Raw genomic sequence first — 16,790 nt, forward strand, 5'->3', positions numbered from 1 at the left:
TGAGAGGCTAGGACTTTTGTCCCAGCCTCTTCTTTTTATGAATATTTGGATTTACTTTTAATAACTTTTAAGTTATAATTTTAAAAAAGCCAAGCATGAACTGAAGGACTTAAAAGAAAGAGGGTTAAGTGATGAAAAATAGTGCCATTGGGAGTAATTGGAAGGATGTCCGGTCTCAACTCTTCACCAAGGAGGAAATCCTTGAAAGTGATATGCGGGTGGCAATCATGAGTGAATTGATTGAGGCTAGACATGAGCAAGGAATCAGTCAAAAAAAGCTAGAAGAACTTAGTGGAGTGAGCCAGCCTGTCATAGCTAGGATGGAAACAGGAAAGACGAGCCCTCAGTTGGATACGGTCTTAAAAGTTTTAGCCAGTTTAGGAAAGACACTAGCAGTCGTTCCACTTGAACAGGAAAAAAGTTGATTAAACTGACCTATAGTCTTTTCTAATAACAAGCCATAGTCAGTTCTCGGTTCACTAATTTTTTGTTCTAAACGTAGATATTTAAAAACTCTATCAATCATTGTCTACCAAAGGATTTGAGGTATTTGTCTCAAATCTTTTTTTGTGCTCGAAATATCGATATAGTTTGAAACTATATCAAAGCCTAATTTTTTACAATTATACAGACAGTTTCTTTTCTGTTAAGATAGTTTCAACAACAATTTTTGGAGGACAAAACATGTCAACTACAATTATCGGTTTCCCTCGTTTGGGTGAATTCCGCGAATTAAAATTTACAACTGAAAAATACTTTAGAAAAGAAATCTCAGAAGAAGAACTTTTGGCTGCTGCTAAAGACTTGCGTGCTAAACACTGGAACATTGTCAAAGAAAAAGGTATTACTGAAATCCCATCAAATGACTTTTCTCACTATGACAACTTCCTTGATGCTGCTTTCCTTTTCAACGTAGTTCCTGCATCAGTACAAAACTTAGAATTATCTGATCTTGAGCGCTACTTTGCTTTGGGACGTGGTTACCAAGGAGAAAAAGGGGATGTTCGTGCCCTTCCGATGAAAAAATGGTTCAACACCAACTACCACTACATCGTTCCTAAGTTTGAAAAAGACACTCAAGTGAAATTGGCTGGACACAAGATCTTTGATGAGTTCCAAGAAGCCAAAGAACTTGGTCTTAACACTCGTCCAGTCCTTGTAGGTCCATTCACTTTCCTTCAATTATCAGACTTTGAAGAAGGCGTAAAAGCAGAAGACTTTGTAGATAGCTTTGTAGCTGCTTACCAAGAAGTCTTTGCAAAATTGGCTGAACTTGGTGCGACTCGTATCCAACTGGACGAAGCGGCTCTTGTCAAAGATTTGACAGCTGAAGAAAAAGCCCTCTTCTTAAACCTCTACAACAAGCTTTTAGCTGATAAAAAAGGTCTTGAAGTCTTGCTTCAAACATACTTCGGTGACGTTCGTGACGTCTACGCTGACCTTGTAAACTTGCCAGTAGATGCCATTGGTTTGGACTTCGTTGAAGGTAAGAAAACTCTTGAACTCGTTAAAGGTGGTTTCCCAGCTGATAAGACTCTCTACGCAGGTATTGTCAATGGTAAAAATATTTGGCGTAACAACTACGAAAAGAGCTTGGCTGTTCTTGAGCAAATTCCAGCTGAAAACATTGTCTTGACAAGCTCATGCTCACTCCTTCATGTGCCATTTACAACTGCTAATGAAGAATTTGAACCAGCAATCTTGAACCACTTTGCTTTCGCAGTTGAAAAATTGGATGAGATCCGTGACTTGGATGCTATCCGCAACGGTCAAGGTGAACAAGCTCTTGTTGCTAACAAAGAACTCTTTGCGACTGAACGTGTTGGTGTCAATGCGGAACTTCGTGCTCGTATCGCAGGATTGACAGATGCAGACTACACTCGTTTGCCAGCCTTTGCTGAACGTGAAGCTATCCAAGAAGATGCCTTCAAACTTCCAGCTCTTCCAACAACAACCATCGGTTCATTCCCTCAAACAAAAGAAGTTCGTGCTAAACGTTTGGCCTTCCGTAAGGGTGAATTGTCACAAGAAGAATACGATGCCTTCCTTGCTGAAACCATCGACGAATGGATCAAATGGCAAGAAGAAGTTGGATTTGACGTGCTTGTACACGGTGAATTCGAGCGTAACGACATGGTTGAGTACTTCGGTCAAAACTTGTCAGGTTACCTCTTCTCTAAAAACGGTTGGGTACAATCATACGGTATGCGTGGAGTTAAACCACCGATCATCTGGGGTGATGTGACTCGTCTCAACCCAATCACTGTTAAATGGTCTAGCTATGCACAAAGTCGTACTGACAAACCTGTTAAAGGTATGTTGACTGGACCTGTTACCATCCTTAACTGGTCATTCCCACGTGAAGACATCTCTATCAAGGATTCTACTCTTCAAATCGCTCTTGCAATCAAGGATGAAGTTCTTGACCTTGAAGCTGCAGGCGTGAAAATCATCCAAATCGACGAGGCTGCTCTTCGTGAGAAATTGCCACTCCGTCGTAGCGACTGGTACGAAGACTACCTTGACTGGGCAATTCCTGCCTTCCGCTTGGTACACTCAACAGTAGCACCAGACACACAAATCCACACTCACATGTGTTACTCAGAATTTACAGATATCATCCCAGCTATCGACAACTTGGATGCAGACGTTATCTCATTTGAGGCTAGCCGTTCAAACCTTGAAATCTTGGACGAACTCAAAGCGAAAAACTTCCAAACAGAAGTTGGACCTGGAGTTTACGATATCCACTCACCTCGTGTGCCTAATGAAGGCGAAATCGACCACACCATCGAAGCGATTCTTGCTAAAGTACCAAGCAGAAAAGTTTGGATCAACCCTGACTGTGGTTTGAAAACACGTGGTATTCCAGAAACTAAAGAAAGCTTGATCCGCCTTGTAGAAGCAGCTAAAGCTGCGCGTGAGAAATTGTAAGAAAAGACATTTCTCCATACATGGTTGATCAGTAAGAAATCAACTAGAAAAGGTTCATACATATGTCACGTCAAACACCGTCCCTCTCATTTGAAGTTTTCCCTCCAAACCCAGCAGTAGGCAATGATAAAATTATTGGAGCTCTGCAAAACATGCAAGACTTGGCTCCACACTTCATCAGTGTGACTGCCAGCAATAATAAATTTAATATCAAAGAGACGACGGTTCGTTTGGCTGACTATATCCAAAATGATTTGGCTATTCCGACAATCGCTCACTTGCCAGCTATTTACTTGACCAAAGATAAGGTTGCTGAGACAATTGTAGATTTGGATAAGGTTGGAGTACAGAAAATCTTGGCTCTTCGTGGAGATATCATTCCAGGTGTTGAGCCACAGAAGGATTTCCGTTATGCGACAGACCTGATCGAGTTTATCAAGGAGCAGGCCCCACACTTTGATATCATTGGTGCTTGTTATCCTGAAGGACACCCTGATTCGCCAAACCAAATCTCAGATATCCAAAATCTTAAGAAAAAAGTGGATGCAGGATGCTCTAGTCTAGTAACGCAACTCTTCTTTGACAATGAGCGTTTCTATGATTTCCAAGACAAGTGTACCTTGGCTGGAATTGATGTGCCTATTCATGCGGGTATCATGCCAATCCTCAACCGTAACCAAGCTCTTCGTCTTTTGAAGACTTGTGAGAATATCCATCTCCCACGTAAGTTTAAAGCTATCTTAGACAAGTATGAGAATGACCCTGAGTCACTCAGAGCAGCAGGACTTGCCTATGCCGTGGACCAAATCGTGGACTTGGTAACTCAGGACGTTGCAGGTGTGCATCTCTACACTATGAACAATGCAGAAACTGCCCAATACATCCATCAAGCAACCCATGCCTTGTTCAATCATCAACCTCAAGGATCATAAACAATAAACCATTCCTCTTTTCATGGAGGAATGGTTCCTTTTTAATAGAAAAGCCAGCACTTTTTAAGAAAAATATGATAAAATAGACTCTGTACGTACTTGATACAAAGATGAGGGTATAAACGATATTTAAGCAGTCTTAATCTTATATCAAAGAGATGTAAGTTAAAGAATCAGAACTAAAGTAATTTCGGAGTTGAACACGGGCTAAATCCCTAGTGAAAAAGATAGATTTCCTGGTGTGCATCGCACACTGCGTCAATCTCCTATTTTCATACGGGATTCTTAACGCCCTTTGTATCCTGATTTTTGTAGGCAAGGCGTATAATATTATCAATCCAAAGGGGATTAAAATGACAAAACAAGTGTTTCAAACGACTTTTGCGGGTCGTGAGTTGATCGTAGAGACTGGTCAGGTTGCTAAGCAAGCAAATGGCTCTGTTGTGGTGCGTTACGGTGAGTCAACTGTCTTGACTGCTGCCGTTATGTCTAAGAAGATGGCAACTGGGGACTTCTTCCCGCTTCAAGTCAACTACGAAGAAAAAATGTATGCGGCTGGGAAATTTCCTGGTGGCTTTATGAAACGTGAAGGACGTCCTTCAACAGATGCGACTTTGACAGCGCGTTTGATTGACCGTCCAATCCGTCCAATGTTTGCGGAAGGTTTCCGTAACGAAGTGCAAGTTATCAATACGGTCCTTTCTTACGATGAAAATGCATCTGCACCAATGGCAGCTATGTTTGGTTCATCATTGGCACTTTCTATCTCAGATATTCCATTTGATGGCCCAATCGCTGGAGTACAAGTAGGTTATGTTGATGGGGAAATCATCATCAACCCAAGTCAAGAACAAGCAGAGCAATCGCTTCTTGAATTGACAGTAGCTGGTACTAAGCACGCTATAAACATGGTAGAGTCTGGTGCCAAAGAATTGTCAGAAGAAATCATGTTGGAAGCTCTTCTGAAAGGACACGAAGCCGTTAAAGAATTGATTGCCTTCCAAGAAGAAATCGTTGCGGCAGTCGGTAAAGAAAAAGCAGAAGTAGAATTGCTTCATGTGGATGAGGAATTGCAAGCTGAAATCATCGCAGCCTACAACAGTGACCTTCAAAAAGCGGTTCAAGTAGAAGAAAAATTGGCGCGTGAAGCTGCAACTCAAGCAGTTAAAGACCAAGTGACTGCTGTTTATGAAGAAAAATATGCGGACCACGAAGAATTTGACCGTATCATGCGTGATGTAGCTGAAATCTTGGAACAAATGGAACACGCAGAAGTGCGCCGTTTGATCACAGAAGACAAGGTACGTCCTGATGGTCGTAAGGTCGATGAAATCCGTCCTTTGGATGCGGTTGTTGACTTCGTTCCCCGTGTGCACGGTTCAGGTCTCTTTACTCGTGGACAAACGCAAGCTCTTTCTATCTTGACTTTGGCGCCAATGGGTGAAACGCAAATCATCGATGGTTTGGATCCAGAGTACAAGAAACGCTTTATGCACCACTATAACTTCCCTCAATACTCTGTAGGGGAAACTGGACGTTACGGTGCGCCTGGTCGTCGTGAAATTGGTCACGGTGCTCTTGGTGAGCGTGCCCTTGCTCAAGTATTGCCAAGCTTGGAAGAATTTCCATACGCTATCCGCCTAGTAGCAGAAGTCTTGGAATCAAACGGTTCTTCATCTCAAGCCTCTATCTGTGCGGGAACTCTTGCCCTTATGGCTGGTGGTGTGCCAATCAAGGCACCAGTAGCAGGGATTGCTATGGGTCTCATCTCAGATGGAAACAACTATACAGTATTGACAGATATCCAAGGTTTGGAAGACCACTTTGGAGATATGGACTTTAAGGTTGCAGGTACTCGCGACGGTATTACAGCCCTTCAGATGGATATCAAGATCCAAGGGATCACTGCTGAAATCTTGACGGAGGCTCTTGCTCAAGCCAAGAAAGCTCGTTTTGAAATCCTTGATGTGATCGAAGCAACTATTCCAGAAGTTCGTCCAGAATTGGCTCCAACAGCTCCGAAAATTGATACCATCAAGATTGATGTTGATAAGATCAAGATTGTCATCGGTAAGGGTGGAGAAACCATCGACAAAATCATCGCTGAAACAGGCGTTAAGATTGACATCGACGAAGAAGGTAACGTATCTATCTACTCTAGCGACCAAGATGCCATCAACCGTGCTAAAGAAATCATTGCTGGTTTGGTTCGTGAAGCCAAAGTGGACGAAGTCTACCATGCCAAGGTTGTTCGTATCGAGAAATTTGGTGCCTTTGTCAACCTCTTTGACAAGACAGATGCCCTCGTACACATCTCTGAAATGGCTTGGACTCGTACTAACAATGTAGAAGATTTAGTTCAAATTGGTGATTTTGTTGATGTGAAAGTTATTAAGATTGATGAAAAAGGTCGTGTAGATGCTTCTATGAAGGCACTCTTGCCACGTCCGCCAAAACCTGAACGTTCAGAAGAAAAAGGGGATAAAGGTCATCGTCATGGCGATCGTCCTCGTCACCACCACAAGGACCACAAACCTAAGAAAGAAACTACAGAAACACCAAAAGACTCAGAATAAGAAAGGAGAAATGTATGGGATGGTGGCGTGAAACCATTGATATCGTAAAAGAAAATGATCCAGCGGCTCGCACCACTTTGGAGGTTCTTTTGACCTATCCTGGTGTGAAAGCCTTGGCTGCTCACCGTCTCTCTCATTTTCTCTGGGAACATGGCTTTAAGCTTTTAGCTCGTATGCACAGCCAGTTTTGGCGTTTTTGGACGCAGATAGAGATTCACCCTGGTGCTCAGATCGAATCAGGTGTCTTTATTGACCATGGGGCAGGACTTGTGATTGGGGAGACAGCTATCGTTGAAAAAGGTGTTCTTCTCTACCATGGGGTTACTCTTGGTGGGACAGGGAAGGATTGTGGTAAACGCCATCCGACTGTTCGTAAAGGAGCGCTCATCTCTGCTCATGCCCAAGTCATTGGACCTGTAGAAATCGGTGAAAATGCCAAAGTCGGTGCCGCTGCGGTCGTTGTGGCAGATGTTCCTAGTGATGTGACGGTTGTCGGCATTCCTGCTAAAATTGTCCGTGTTCACGGACAAAAGGATGAACCAACCATTCACGAAGTCGAAGAAAAACGTGAATACTACGTCAATAAACTTGAGCATGCTAGAGAAGCCAGTCACAGATCGTCTGGTTTGTAGAGGATACCTATATGATTCAAGCAAGAAACAAGTTAAGCAAAGAGGAGTTATCTGAGGCGAAAAAACTAATTAACTGTTGCCAAAACTATGACGGTACCTATCGTGATCCCTATCTCTCTAACATGCTTAATTTTGACCCAAACATGCCCGCCTTTTTCCTTTATTACGAAAAAGGCGAACTTGTTGGCCTATTAACGGTTTATGCAGATGATCAAGATGTGGAAGTGACGATACTGGTTCATCCAGATCATCGCCGTCAAGGAATTGCGCGGGCTTTGTATAGAAGTTTTGAGAAAGAAACGGCATCTTATCCAATTGAGTCTGTGACTTTTCAGACAGAGCGTGTTTTTCTAGAGCGCCATCCTGATTTTGTCAACAACTGGGGATTGGTCGAGGATGAAGAGACAGAAACCTGGTTAGGTAAGGATAGAAGACCTTATCCGTTAGCAAAACTTTCCAATCTGGACGTTTTGTTAGCAGATCGTTCCTATCAGGATCAAATTAGTCAGTTAAAATTTCAGGTATTTTCAGAGGAACATGAATCTAAAGAAGTTGTGGATAGATATGTCGCTGAAGCTCTGAAGAATCCAGAAAGTCGCTTATATATTTTGTTAAAAGACGGTCAGGTTATTGGAACTTGTACAGTTGATTTATCGAGTAATACGAATTACCTCTATGGTTTAGCAATAGATGAGCTTGAACGTGGGCAAGGCTACGGAAGCTATCTAGCAAAATCCCTCGTCAACCAACTGATTGAGCAAAATGATAAGGAATTTCAGATTGCAGTAGAGGATAGCAACGTAGGTGCTAAGCGCTTGTATGAAAAAATCGGCTTTGTCAAACAAACCCAAGTGGTTTATCTGAATGCGAAAGAGTAATAAATGCTATTAGAAGAATTTGAAAATGTACCTGCTGTTATCGAGCCAACTGATCGAAGCCTCCTTAGTGGTGGGGAAGTTTGTGATACCATTATCTTGTCTTTTAATGGAGAAATCCTTGAACGAGTAAAGCAGATAGATGGTGTCTACGAAGGTGGCTATCTTACCAATCTAAGTGGCAAACTGCCATGGTATATCTATGAAAAAGATGGGAGTAAGGTAGCAGTTGCTATGGCTCTTATTGGAGCTCCAATGGTTGTTGGACTCTTAGAAGAACTCAAAGCAAGAGGATTTAAGAACTTTATCGTTTTAGGGTCTTGTGGAGTTCTGGACCAGTCTATTCAAGCAGATAAGATTATCCTACCAAGCTCGGCTTTACGTGATGAAGGTACTAGTTATCACTATGCTCCAGCAAGTGATGAAATAGCTTATGAGCGATCTCTACTCTTAACTATGGAAAAAGCCTTGGATAAAGCTGGTATTGAGCATATTCGAACAAAGTCTTGGACCACAGATGCCTTCTATCGTGAGACAGCTGCTAAAGTCAAACGAAGACTAGCGGCAGGAGCTAGAGTTGTTGATATGGAAGCTTCAGCTATCATGGCCTGGGCCCAATATCGACAAGCCAATGTCTATCAATTTTTCTACACAGCTGACTATGTCGATCATCACAATCACGAATGGGATGCTAGACGCGAGGATAGAAAAGCGGATGCTATGACTTTCTTTGAGATTGCCCTAGTTATTGCTAGAGATTTGGATTGAAACTACTCTCTACTAATAGGTACGAATTGGAATTACTGTTGTCTGGCTTATTTTTCTTGTCCAGCAAGGATTTTGCTGAATACTTTGATTAGCTTAGGTCTAATCATCTGGGTCTATCCCGCTAAGTGAAGGAGAAGCAGAACTAGAAAGGAAACTACAAGAATGGCAGTATATTTTTACGGCTGCATCACCATGGATGGCTACTTGGCAGACAGCCAGCACAGGATAGACTGGCTGCATCAACTTAGTTCTGTAGAGGATACAGGCTATGATGACTTTTACAGGCAAATGGATATCACCATCATGGGCAAGCGGACCTTTGAGGAAATCCAAGATTTGCAAGATGTAGAAAGTTTTTATCAAGCTACGGAAAACTATGTCTTTACGCATGCTAGGCACCTGCCTGTCAGCAATTATCAGCCAGTGGCTGGGGATGTGGTGGACTTTGTTCACCAGATTGACAAAGGCAAAAATGTCTTTGTGATTGGTGGTAATTCCTTGGTAGGACCGCTCTTGGATGCGGATCTTTTCGACCACCTCATTATTCAGATAGCGCCTCTTATCCTGGGAAAGGGGGTTCCCCTCTTTACCCAAGAGGAAGGGCAGCGCTTTTACCAACTGGATAGCCTCAGACAATTTGGTCCTTTTGCAGAGCTGGTTTTCAGCCGAAAAAGTCAGAAATAGAGAAGGGAGTGGACCGCATGATTAAAATTTACGATACCATGACCCGCAGCTTGCGGAATTTTGTGCCTATTACCGAAAAGACGGTCAAGATGTATGTCTGTGGGCCAACTGTATACAATTATATCCACGTGGGGAATGCCCGTTCGACAGTAGCTTTTGATACTATTCGTCGCTATTTCGAATACCGTGGCTACGAAGTTGTCTATATTTCCAACTTTACCGATGTGGATGATAAGATTATCAACCGTGCCAAGGAAGAAGGGATTACTCCTCAGGAAGTAGCGGATAAGTATATCGCAGCCTTTCGTGAGGATGTGACGGCCTTGGGCGTCAAGCCTGCTACCCGTCATCCACGAGTAGTCGAGTTTATGGCTGACATCATCCGTTTTGTGGAAGACCTGATTGAAAAAGGCTATGCCTATGAGAGTCAGGGCGATGTCTATTTCCGTGTGGAAAAATCCCACAACTATGCTAAGTTAGCCAATAAAACCCTAGAAGACTTGGAGTTAGGTGCTTCAGGTCGTACAGATGAAGAAACTGCTCGCAAGGAAAATCCGGTAGATTTTGCTCTTTGGAAAGCAGCCAAACCAGGTGAGATTTCTTGGGACAGCCCTTGGGGTCCTGGTCGTCCAGGCTGGCATATCGAGTGTTCGGTTATGTCAACGGAGATTTTGGGTGATACTATCGATATTCACGGTGGTGGAGCTGATCTTGAGTTTCCTCACCATACTAACGAAATTGCCCAGTCTGAAGCTAAAACAGGAAAGACCTTTGCCAACTACTGGATGCACAATGGTTTTGTCAATATCGACAATGTCAAGATGTCTAAGTCTTTGGGTAACTTCATTACGGTACACGATGCCCTCGAAACGATCGACGGTCAAGTTTTGCGTTTCTTCTTTGCGACTCAGCACTACCGTAAGCCTATCAATTTTACGGAAAAAGCAGTGCGTGATGCGGAGACAAATCTCAAGTATTTGAAGAACACCTATGATCAACCATTTATAGGGAATGTGGATGCCCAAGAGTTGCAAGATTTTAAAGATAAGTTTGTAGCGGCCATGGATGAAGATTTCAATACAGCTAACGGAATCACCGTTGTCTTTGAAATGGCTAAGTGGATCAACTCAGGCAACTATGATGCAACGGTTAAGGAAGCTCTTGCAGCTATGTTAGAGGTCTTTGGTATTGTTTTTGTCGAGGAAGTTTTGGATGAAGAGATCGAAGCCTTAATTCAAAAACGCCAAGAAGCGCGTGCCAATCGTGATTTTGCGACAGCTGACCAAATCCGTGACCAACTGGCTGCTCAAGGGATTAAGCTACTGGATACCAAGGATGGAGTGAGGTGGACACGTGATTGATGTCAATCTCATTAACGGGATTGCTCTAGCCTTTGAAGGAGATGCGGTGTACTCTATGTATATTCGTCGCCATCTCATTCTCAAAGGCATGACCAAGCCCAATAAACTCCACCAAGAGGCAACCAAGTATGTATCGGCCAAGGCTCAGGCACGCTTGATTTCCCTCATGCTAGAAGAAGAAGTCCTAACGGAAAAGGAAGAAGAAATCTATAAACGTGGTCGCAATACCAATAGTCATACCAAGGCAAAGAACGCGGATGTTGTTACCTACCGTATGTCTACAGGTTTTGAAGCGGTCATGGGCTATCTCCATATGACTGAAAATATGGAGCGATTAGAAGCTTTGATCTCTTGGTGCATCCAAAAAGTGGAGGAATAGCACATGATTGCAAAAGAACTACTAGATTGGTTTCCTGACGGTAAAATCTTAGATCAGCCAGTTGATAAAGAGGGTTATCTAAGTCTACCTCTGTCAAATTATCAGTGGTTTTTGCTTGAGGAAGCTAGCCTTAGCGAGCGTGAAAAACAACTGGTAGCTCTTTTAACCAAACAGGAGCAAACCATTTCCCTCAATCCTTGGTATACTTATCTGATCGAAGGTAAGGGACAGGCACCGCAAAACTTTAAAAAGTTGCAACTTGTCTATTGTCATCTATCCTATTTTCAACAGGAGAATTTGTCTTCTTGGTTAGAGATGATGCGAACCCTGTTTCCAAATTACTTGACTACGATTCAGGTGGGGGCTCAGGATTACATTTTTGTTCTTCAACAGGACAAGTACTCTTCAGTTCGTTCTATCCTAACAGACACTATCGAAGCGGTAGAGTATGACTTTGGAGTTCGTCTATCGATTATGCTGGGGCAGGTCTGGGCTCAGAATGCCTACCAAACCTTAGCGGACTTGATTAAGGCAGAGCGTGAACTCTTTAAGATTTGGTGGCGTCACGGTCATCAAGGAGTTCATACCTTTTCTCAACTTTATCTGTGGAGTATGGGTGAAAGAATTGTGGATCTCCGAGTAATCAAGGAATATCTGCATCGGATGATTGTGGACCAGGATCAGATTCAGGAAATCATCCTTTCACTGTGGGAAAACAGTGCTGTCCTTACAAAAACAGCTCAACAACTCTATCTGCATCGCAATTCTCTCCAGTACAAGATTGATAAATGGGAAGAATTGACCGGTCTTCAGTTGAAAGAATTGACTGACCTAACCTTGTGTTATCAGTTGATTTTACCAGATATAATCTAAAGTTTTGTGCAAGTTGCACAGAACTTTTTTATTTTTTTGGTCAACTTGCCATAGATTAGTTAAGCGTTTTCATCTATAATAAAACTATCAAATGACAAAAGGAGTTCTCCACAATGGTAGAATTAAATCTTAAAAATATTTACAAAAAATATCCAAACAGCGAACACTATTCAGTTGAAGATTTCAACTTGAACATCAAAGATAAAGAGTTTATCGTTTTCGTAGGACCTTCAGGATGTGGTAAATCAACTACCCTCCGTATGATTGCTGGTCTTGAAGACATCACAGAAGGTACTGCATCTATCGATGGCGTGGTAGTCAACGACGTAGCTCCAAAAGACCGTGATATCGCCATGGTATTCCAAAACTACGCTCTTTACCCACACATGACTGTATACGATAACATGGCTTTCGGTTTGAAATTGCGTAAATACAGCAAGGAAGACATCGACAAACGTGTACAAGAAGCAGCTGAAATCCTTGGATTGAAAGAATTCTTGGAACGCAAACCTGCTGACCTTTCTGGTGGTCAACGTCAACGTGTTGCCATGGGGCGTGCGATCGTCCGTGATGCAAAAGTATTCTTGATGGATGAGCCTTTGTCAAACTTGGATGCGAAACTTCGTGTATCAATGCGTGCTGAAATCGCTAAAATCCACCGTCGTATCGGAGCTACAACTATCTACGTAACTCACGACCAAACAGAAGCGATGACGCTTGCAGACCGTATCGTTATCATGTCAGCAACTAAGAACCCTGCTGGAACAGGTACTATCGGACGTGTTGAACAAATCGGTACTCCTCAAGAAGTTTACAAAAACCCAGTTAACAAATTCGTAGCAGGATTTATCGGAAGCCCAGCTATGAACTTTATCAACGTTAAATTGAACGGTGACCACATCGTTGCTGACGGCTTTAACTTGAAAGTTCCAGAAGGTGCCTTGAAAGTTCTTCGTGAAAAAGGCTACGAAGGTAAAGAATTGATCTTCGGTATCCGTCCAGAAGACGTAAATGCAGAACCTGCATTCCTTGAAACATTCCCAGAATCAGTTGTGAAAGCAACTATCTCTGTATCAGAGTTGCTTGGTTCAGAATCTCACCTATACTGCCAAGTTGGTAAAGATGAGTTCGTTGCAAAAGTTGACGCTCGTGACTACTTGCAAGCTGGTGCAACAGTTGAACTTGGATTTGACTTGAACAAAGCTCACTTCTTCGACGTAGAAACTGAAAGAACAGTTTACTAAGATAGATTTTAAATGTGTCAGCACTACTAGAGTTTTTCTAGTAGTGCTTTTTTGCTAAGATAAGCAAACTCTTACAGAACTAGGCTTTTCTAGTTTTCATATTGTCAAAAAAGTGTTAAAATGGTAGGAAGAACTGGAGAGTATGCATGCCCAAAGAAGTAATTTATTCAGGCGATGAAGTTGTCGCTTTAACACAGAAATATTTATCGAAAGAAGATGTGGCTTTTGTACATAAAGCCTTGGTTTACGCTGTAGAATGCCATAGTGGTCAATATCGTAAATCTGGCGAACCCTACATTATCCATCCTATTCAGGTAGCAGGTATTTTGGCTAAGCTCAAGCTAGACGCTGTCACTGTTGCCTGTGGTTTTTTGCATGACGTGGTTGAAGATACGGAAACGACTTTGGATGATTTAGAGAGAGAGTTTGGTCACGATGTTCGCATTATCGTGGATGGGGTTACCAAATTAGGGAAGGTTGAGTATAAGTCTATCGAGGAGCAGCTAGCTGAAAACCACCGCAAGATGCTCATGGCTATGTCAGAGGATATCCGTGTTATCTTGGTCAAACTGTCTGACCGATTGCATAACATGAGAACCCTTAATCACCTTCGTAAAGATAAGCAGGAACGAATTTCCAGAGAAACCATGGAAATCTATGCTCCGCTTGCCCATCGTTTAGGGATTTCAAGTGTTAAGTGGGAACTAGAAGACCTATCCTTCCGTTATTTAAATCCGACTGAGTTTTACAAGATTAGTCACATGATGAAGGAAAAACGTCAAGAACGTGAAGCCTTGGTAGATGAGGTTGTGACAAAACTTGAGGAATATTCATCAGAACGCCACCTTACAGGAAAAATCTATGGTCGTCCCAAGCATATCTATTCGATTTATCGTAAGATGCAGGACAAGAAGAAACGCTTTGAAGAGATCTACGATTTGATTGCCATTCGTTGTATCCTAGATACTCAAAGTGATGTCTATGCTATGTTGGGATATGTCCATGAGCTTTGGAAACCAATGCCTGGACGCTTTAAGGACTACATTGCCAACCGTAAGGCCAATGGTTACCAGTCCATCCATACAACTGTTTATGGACCAAAGGGACCTATTGAATTCCAGATTCGAACCAAGGAAATGCATGAGGTTGCTGAGTACGGGGTTGCTGCTCACTGGGCCTATAAAAAAGGTATTAAGGGGCAGGTTAATGGCAAGGAATCTGCTATCGGTATGAACTGGATCAAGGAGATGATGGAGCTTCAAGACCAGTCCGATGATGCCAAGGATTTCGTAGAGACGGTTAAAGAGAATTACCTAGCAGAAGAAATCTACGTCTTTACTCCAGACGGAGCCGTTCGCTCTCTTCCAAAGGATTCTGGACCGATTGACTTTGCCTATGAGATTCACACCAAAATCGGTGAAAAGGCGACTGGTGCCAAGGTTAATGGTCGTATGGTTCCCTTGACTACCAAGCTAAAAACGGGTGACCAGGTTGAAATCATCACCAATCCAAATTCCTTTGGGCCAAGTCGTGACTGGCTTACCATGGTCAAGACCAGCAAAGCTCGGAACAAGATTCGTCAGTTCTTTAAGAACCAAGACAAAGAATTGTCCATCAACAAGGGCCGTGAAATGCTGATGAGTCAATTCCAGGAGAATGGCTATGTGGCTAATAAATTTATGGACAAGCGTCATATGGATGAAGTCCTCCAAAAAACTAGTTACAAAACAGAAGAAGCCCTTTTCGCAGCCATTGGTTTTGGAGAAATCGGAGCCATCACTGTCTTTAACCGTTTGACGGAGAAGGAACGTCGTGAAGAAGAGCGTGCCAAGGCCAAGGCAGAGGCTGAAGAATTGGTCAAGGGTGGCGAAGTCAAGGTGGAGAACAAGGATACGCTTAAGGTTAAGCATGAGGGTGGAGTAGTCATCCAAGGTGCTTCTGGACTCTTGATCCGGATTGCCAAATGTTGTAACCCTGTTCCAGGTGATGATATCGTCGGCTATATTACCAAAGGACGCGGAGTTGCCATCCACCGTGTAGACTGTATGAACCTTCGTTCACAGGAAAACTACGAACAACGTCTATTAGATGTTGAGTGGGAAGATCAATTCTCAAGCAAGGAATATATGGCTCATATCGATATTTACGGTCTCAATCGTACTGGACTTTTGAACGATGTTTTACAGGTCTTGTCAAATACAACTAAAAACATCTCAACGGTCAATGCCCAGCCTACCAAAGATATGAAATTTGCGAATATTCACGTTTCATTTGGGATTTCTAACCTTTCAACTCTGACAACGGTAGTTGATAAGATTAAGAGTGTACCAGAAGTCTATTCTGTTAAACGGACCAATGGTTAAGTTGGGGCGATAGATCTAGAAAGGCTATTATGAAAATCATTATTCAGAGGGTCAAAAAAGCCCAAGTTAGCATTGAAGGTCAGGTATATGGACAAATCCAGCAGGGATTATTACTCCTAGTTGGTGTTGGCCCTGAGGATCAAAAAGAAGATTTGGATTATGCAGTGAGAAAACTTGTCAATATGCGTATCTTTTCAGATACCGAAGGCAAGATGAATTTATCAGTCAAGGATATCCAAGGAGAAATACTCTCCATCTCTCAATTCACTCTTTTTGCCGATACCAAAAAAGGGAATCGCCCAGCTTTTACAGGTGCTGCTAAGCCTGATGTTGCAGAGGATTTCTATCAAGATTTTAACCGAGAACTAGCCAAGGAAGTTCCTGTGAAAACAGGTATTTTCGGAGCAGATATGCAGGTGGAACTGGTCAATGATGGACCGGTAACAATCATTCTTGACACCAAAAATAGATAAGAAAAACCAAGCTAGCGGGCTTGGTTTTTTGCTGATAAAGACTTTAGTTCATTTTTTCAACATAGAGTTGTTTTGCGATTTCGAGGCTGACTTGGAGTTCTTCATTGTTGTGAATCAGAGTGAAGGTATTAGAGAAGCCATCGAACTGCTTGACTTGGAGTTGGTCTCTAATATGGATGCTATGTTTTTCCAAATACTGGAGAAGTTCAAAACTATCGTGAACCCGAGTTAGTAGATAGGTCCCTGCTTCTTTGATATCAGAAAGTGGCAGGTTATTAACCTCAACTAGAAGCTCACCCTTAGCAGGAATGGTTCCTCCATGGGGACAGGTCTTTGGAAAGCCTAACATAGTTTCCAGTCGCTCCACAAAAAGGTCTGACACTGTATGCTCTAATACCTCAGCCTCATCGTGAATCTGATTGCTGGTATAGTCTAGATGGTGAACTAGAAAGACCTCTATCAGTCGATGCTTACGATAAAGCTCAGAGACCAGCTTTAAACCAATATCCGTTAGTATATAGCCATTTTCTTTATTTTTTAATATAAGGTTTTCGGATTGCATGCGCTTGATCATCTCAGTTACCGCAGGAGGTGATACCTGCATCCGAGCAGCGATTTCCTTGTTGGTAATCTTAGGAACTTCCATGCCAATCTCATAAATACATTTTAAGTAATCTTCTTTATTTGGTGTCATTC

General features: G+C 42.5%; 15 protein-coding genes. 14 read left to right on the forward strand and 1 reads right to left on the reverse strand.

Annotation, left to right across the window (positions count from 1 at the left end; genetic code table 11):
- The first annotated feature begins 131 nt into the window (after positions 1–131).
- From HMPREF2837_RS05235 to dtd, 14 genes are all read left to right on the forward strand, one after another.
- Positions 132–425 (forward strand): helix-turn-helix domain-containing protein, encoded by a 294-nt coding sequence (locus tag HMPREF2837_RS05235; RefSeq protein WP_000797748.1) that lies wholly within the window; start codon positions 132–134, stop codon positions 423–425.
- Between the two features lie 259 nt (positions 426–684).
- Positions 685–2,934, forward strand: a complete 2,250-nt coding sequence (metE, locus tag HMPREF2837_RS05240; RefSeq protein ID WP_049548610.1) for a 5-methyltetrahydropteroyltriglutamate--homocysteine S-methyltransferase — start codon at positions 685–687, stop codon at positions 2,932–2,934.
- 62 nt (positions 2,935–2,996) lie between these two features.
- On the forward strand, positions 2,997–3,866 hold the full coding sequence (metF, locus tag HMPREF2837_RS05245) for a methylenetetrahydrofolate reductase [NAD(P)H] (RefSeq protein ID WP_049548611.1): 870 nt from the start codon (positions 2,997–2,999) through the stop codon (positions 3,864–3,866).
- A 353-nt stretch (positions 3,867–4,219) separates the two neighbouring features.
- The gene (pnp, locus tag HMPREF2837_RS05250) at positions 4,220–6,442 is read left to right on the forward strand and encodes a polyribonucleotide nucleotidyltransferase (protein WP_075230715.1); all 2,223 of its coding nucleotides are present in this window, start codon (positions 4,220–4,222) and stop codon (positions 6,440–6,442) included.
- Between the two features lie 14 nt (positions 6,443–6,456).
- Positions 6,457–7,074, forward strand: a complete 618-nt coding sequence (gene cysE, locus HMPREF2837_RS05255) for a serine O-acetyltransferase (protein ID WP_049548613.1) — start codon at positions 6,457–6,459, stop codon at positions 7,072–7,074.
- A gap of 11 nt (positions 7,075–7,085) precedes the next feature.
- Positions 7,086–7,952 carry a GNAT family N-acetyltransferase gene (locus tag HMPREF2837_RS05260; protein WP_049548614.1) on the forward strand — a complete coding sequence of 289 codons (867 nt, stop codon included), beginning with the start codon at positions 7,086–7,088 and terminating at the stop codon, positions 7,950–7,952.
- 3 nt (positions 7,953–7,955) lie between these two features.
- Positions 7,956–8,717: a nucleoside phosphorylase gene (locus HMPREF2837_RS05265; protein WP_049548615.1), complete on the forward strand. Its 762-nt coding sequence runs from the start codon at positions 7,956–7,958 to the stop codon at positions 8,715–8,717.
- Positions 8,718–8,879: 162 nt separating this feature from the next.
- A complete protein-coding gene (locus HMPREF2837_RS05270; protein ID WP_049548616.1) occupies positions 8,880–9,401 on the forward strand; it encodes a dihydrofolate reductase family protein in 522 nt (173 codons plus the stop codon).
- A gap of 17 nt (positions 9,402–9,418) precedes the next feature.
- The gene (cysS, locus tag HMPREF2837_RS05275) at positions 9,419–10,762 is read left to right on the forward strand and encodes a cysteine--tRNA ligase (RefSeq protein WP_049548617.1); all 1,344 of its coding nucleotides are present in this window, start codon (positions 9,419–9,421) and stop codon (positions 10,760–10,762) included.
- A complete protein-coding gene (locus HMPREF2837_RS05280; protein ID WP_049548618.1) occupies positions 10,755–11,141 on the forward strand; it encodes a Mini-ribonuclease 3 in 387 nt (128 codons plus the stop codon). Before cysS ends, HMPREF2837_RS05280 begins: the two co-directional genes overlap by 8 nt.
- Before the next feature lie 3 nt (positions 11,142–11,144).
- The gene (locus HMPREF2837_RS05285; protein ID WP_049548619.1) at positions 11,145–12,014 is read left to right on the forward strand and encodes a helix-turn-helix domain-containing protein; all 870 of its coding nucleotides are present in this window, start codon (positions 11,145–11,147) and stop codon (positions 12,012–12,014) included.
- Between the two features lie 113 nt (positions 12,015–12,127).
- A complete protein-coding gene (locus HMPREF2837_RS05290) occupies positions 12,128–13,258 on the forward strand; it encodes an ABC transporter ATP-binding protein (RefSeq protein ID WP_049532807.1) in 1,131 nt (376 codons plus the stop codon).
- Positions 13,259–13,404: 146 nt separating this feature from the next.
- Complete coding sequence (locus HMPREF2837_RS05295; RefSeq protein ID WP_049548620.1) at positions 13,405–15,621, forward strand: RelA/SpoT family protein; 2,217 nt, start codon at positions 13,405–13,407, stop codon at positions 15,619–15,621.
- A 29-nt stretch (positions 15,622–15,650) separates the two neighbouring features.
- On the forward strand, positions 15,651–16,094 hold the full coding sequence (gene dtd / locus HMPREF2837_RS05300; protein ID WP_049548621.1) for a D-aminoacyl-tRNA deacylase: 444 nt from the start codon (positions 15,651–15,653) through the stop codon (positions 16,092–16,094).
- Between the two features lie 43 nt (positions 16,095–16,137).
- Here dtd and HMPREF2837_RS05305 read toward each other — a convergent pair whose 3' ends face one another.
- Entirely contained in the window at positions 16,138–16,788 is a 651-nt protein-coding gene (locus HMPREF2837_RS05305) for a metal-dependent transcriptional regulator (protein WP_049548622.1), read from the reverse strand.
- Positions 16,789–16,790: the final 2 nt, after the last annotated feature.

The sequence above is a fragment of the Streptococcus sp. HMSC071D03 genome (assembly GCF_001812125.1).
Lineage (GTDB): Bacteria > Bacillota > Bacilli > Lactobacillales > Streptococcaceae > Streptococcus > Streptococcus pseudopneumoniae_N.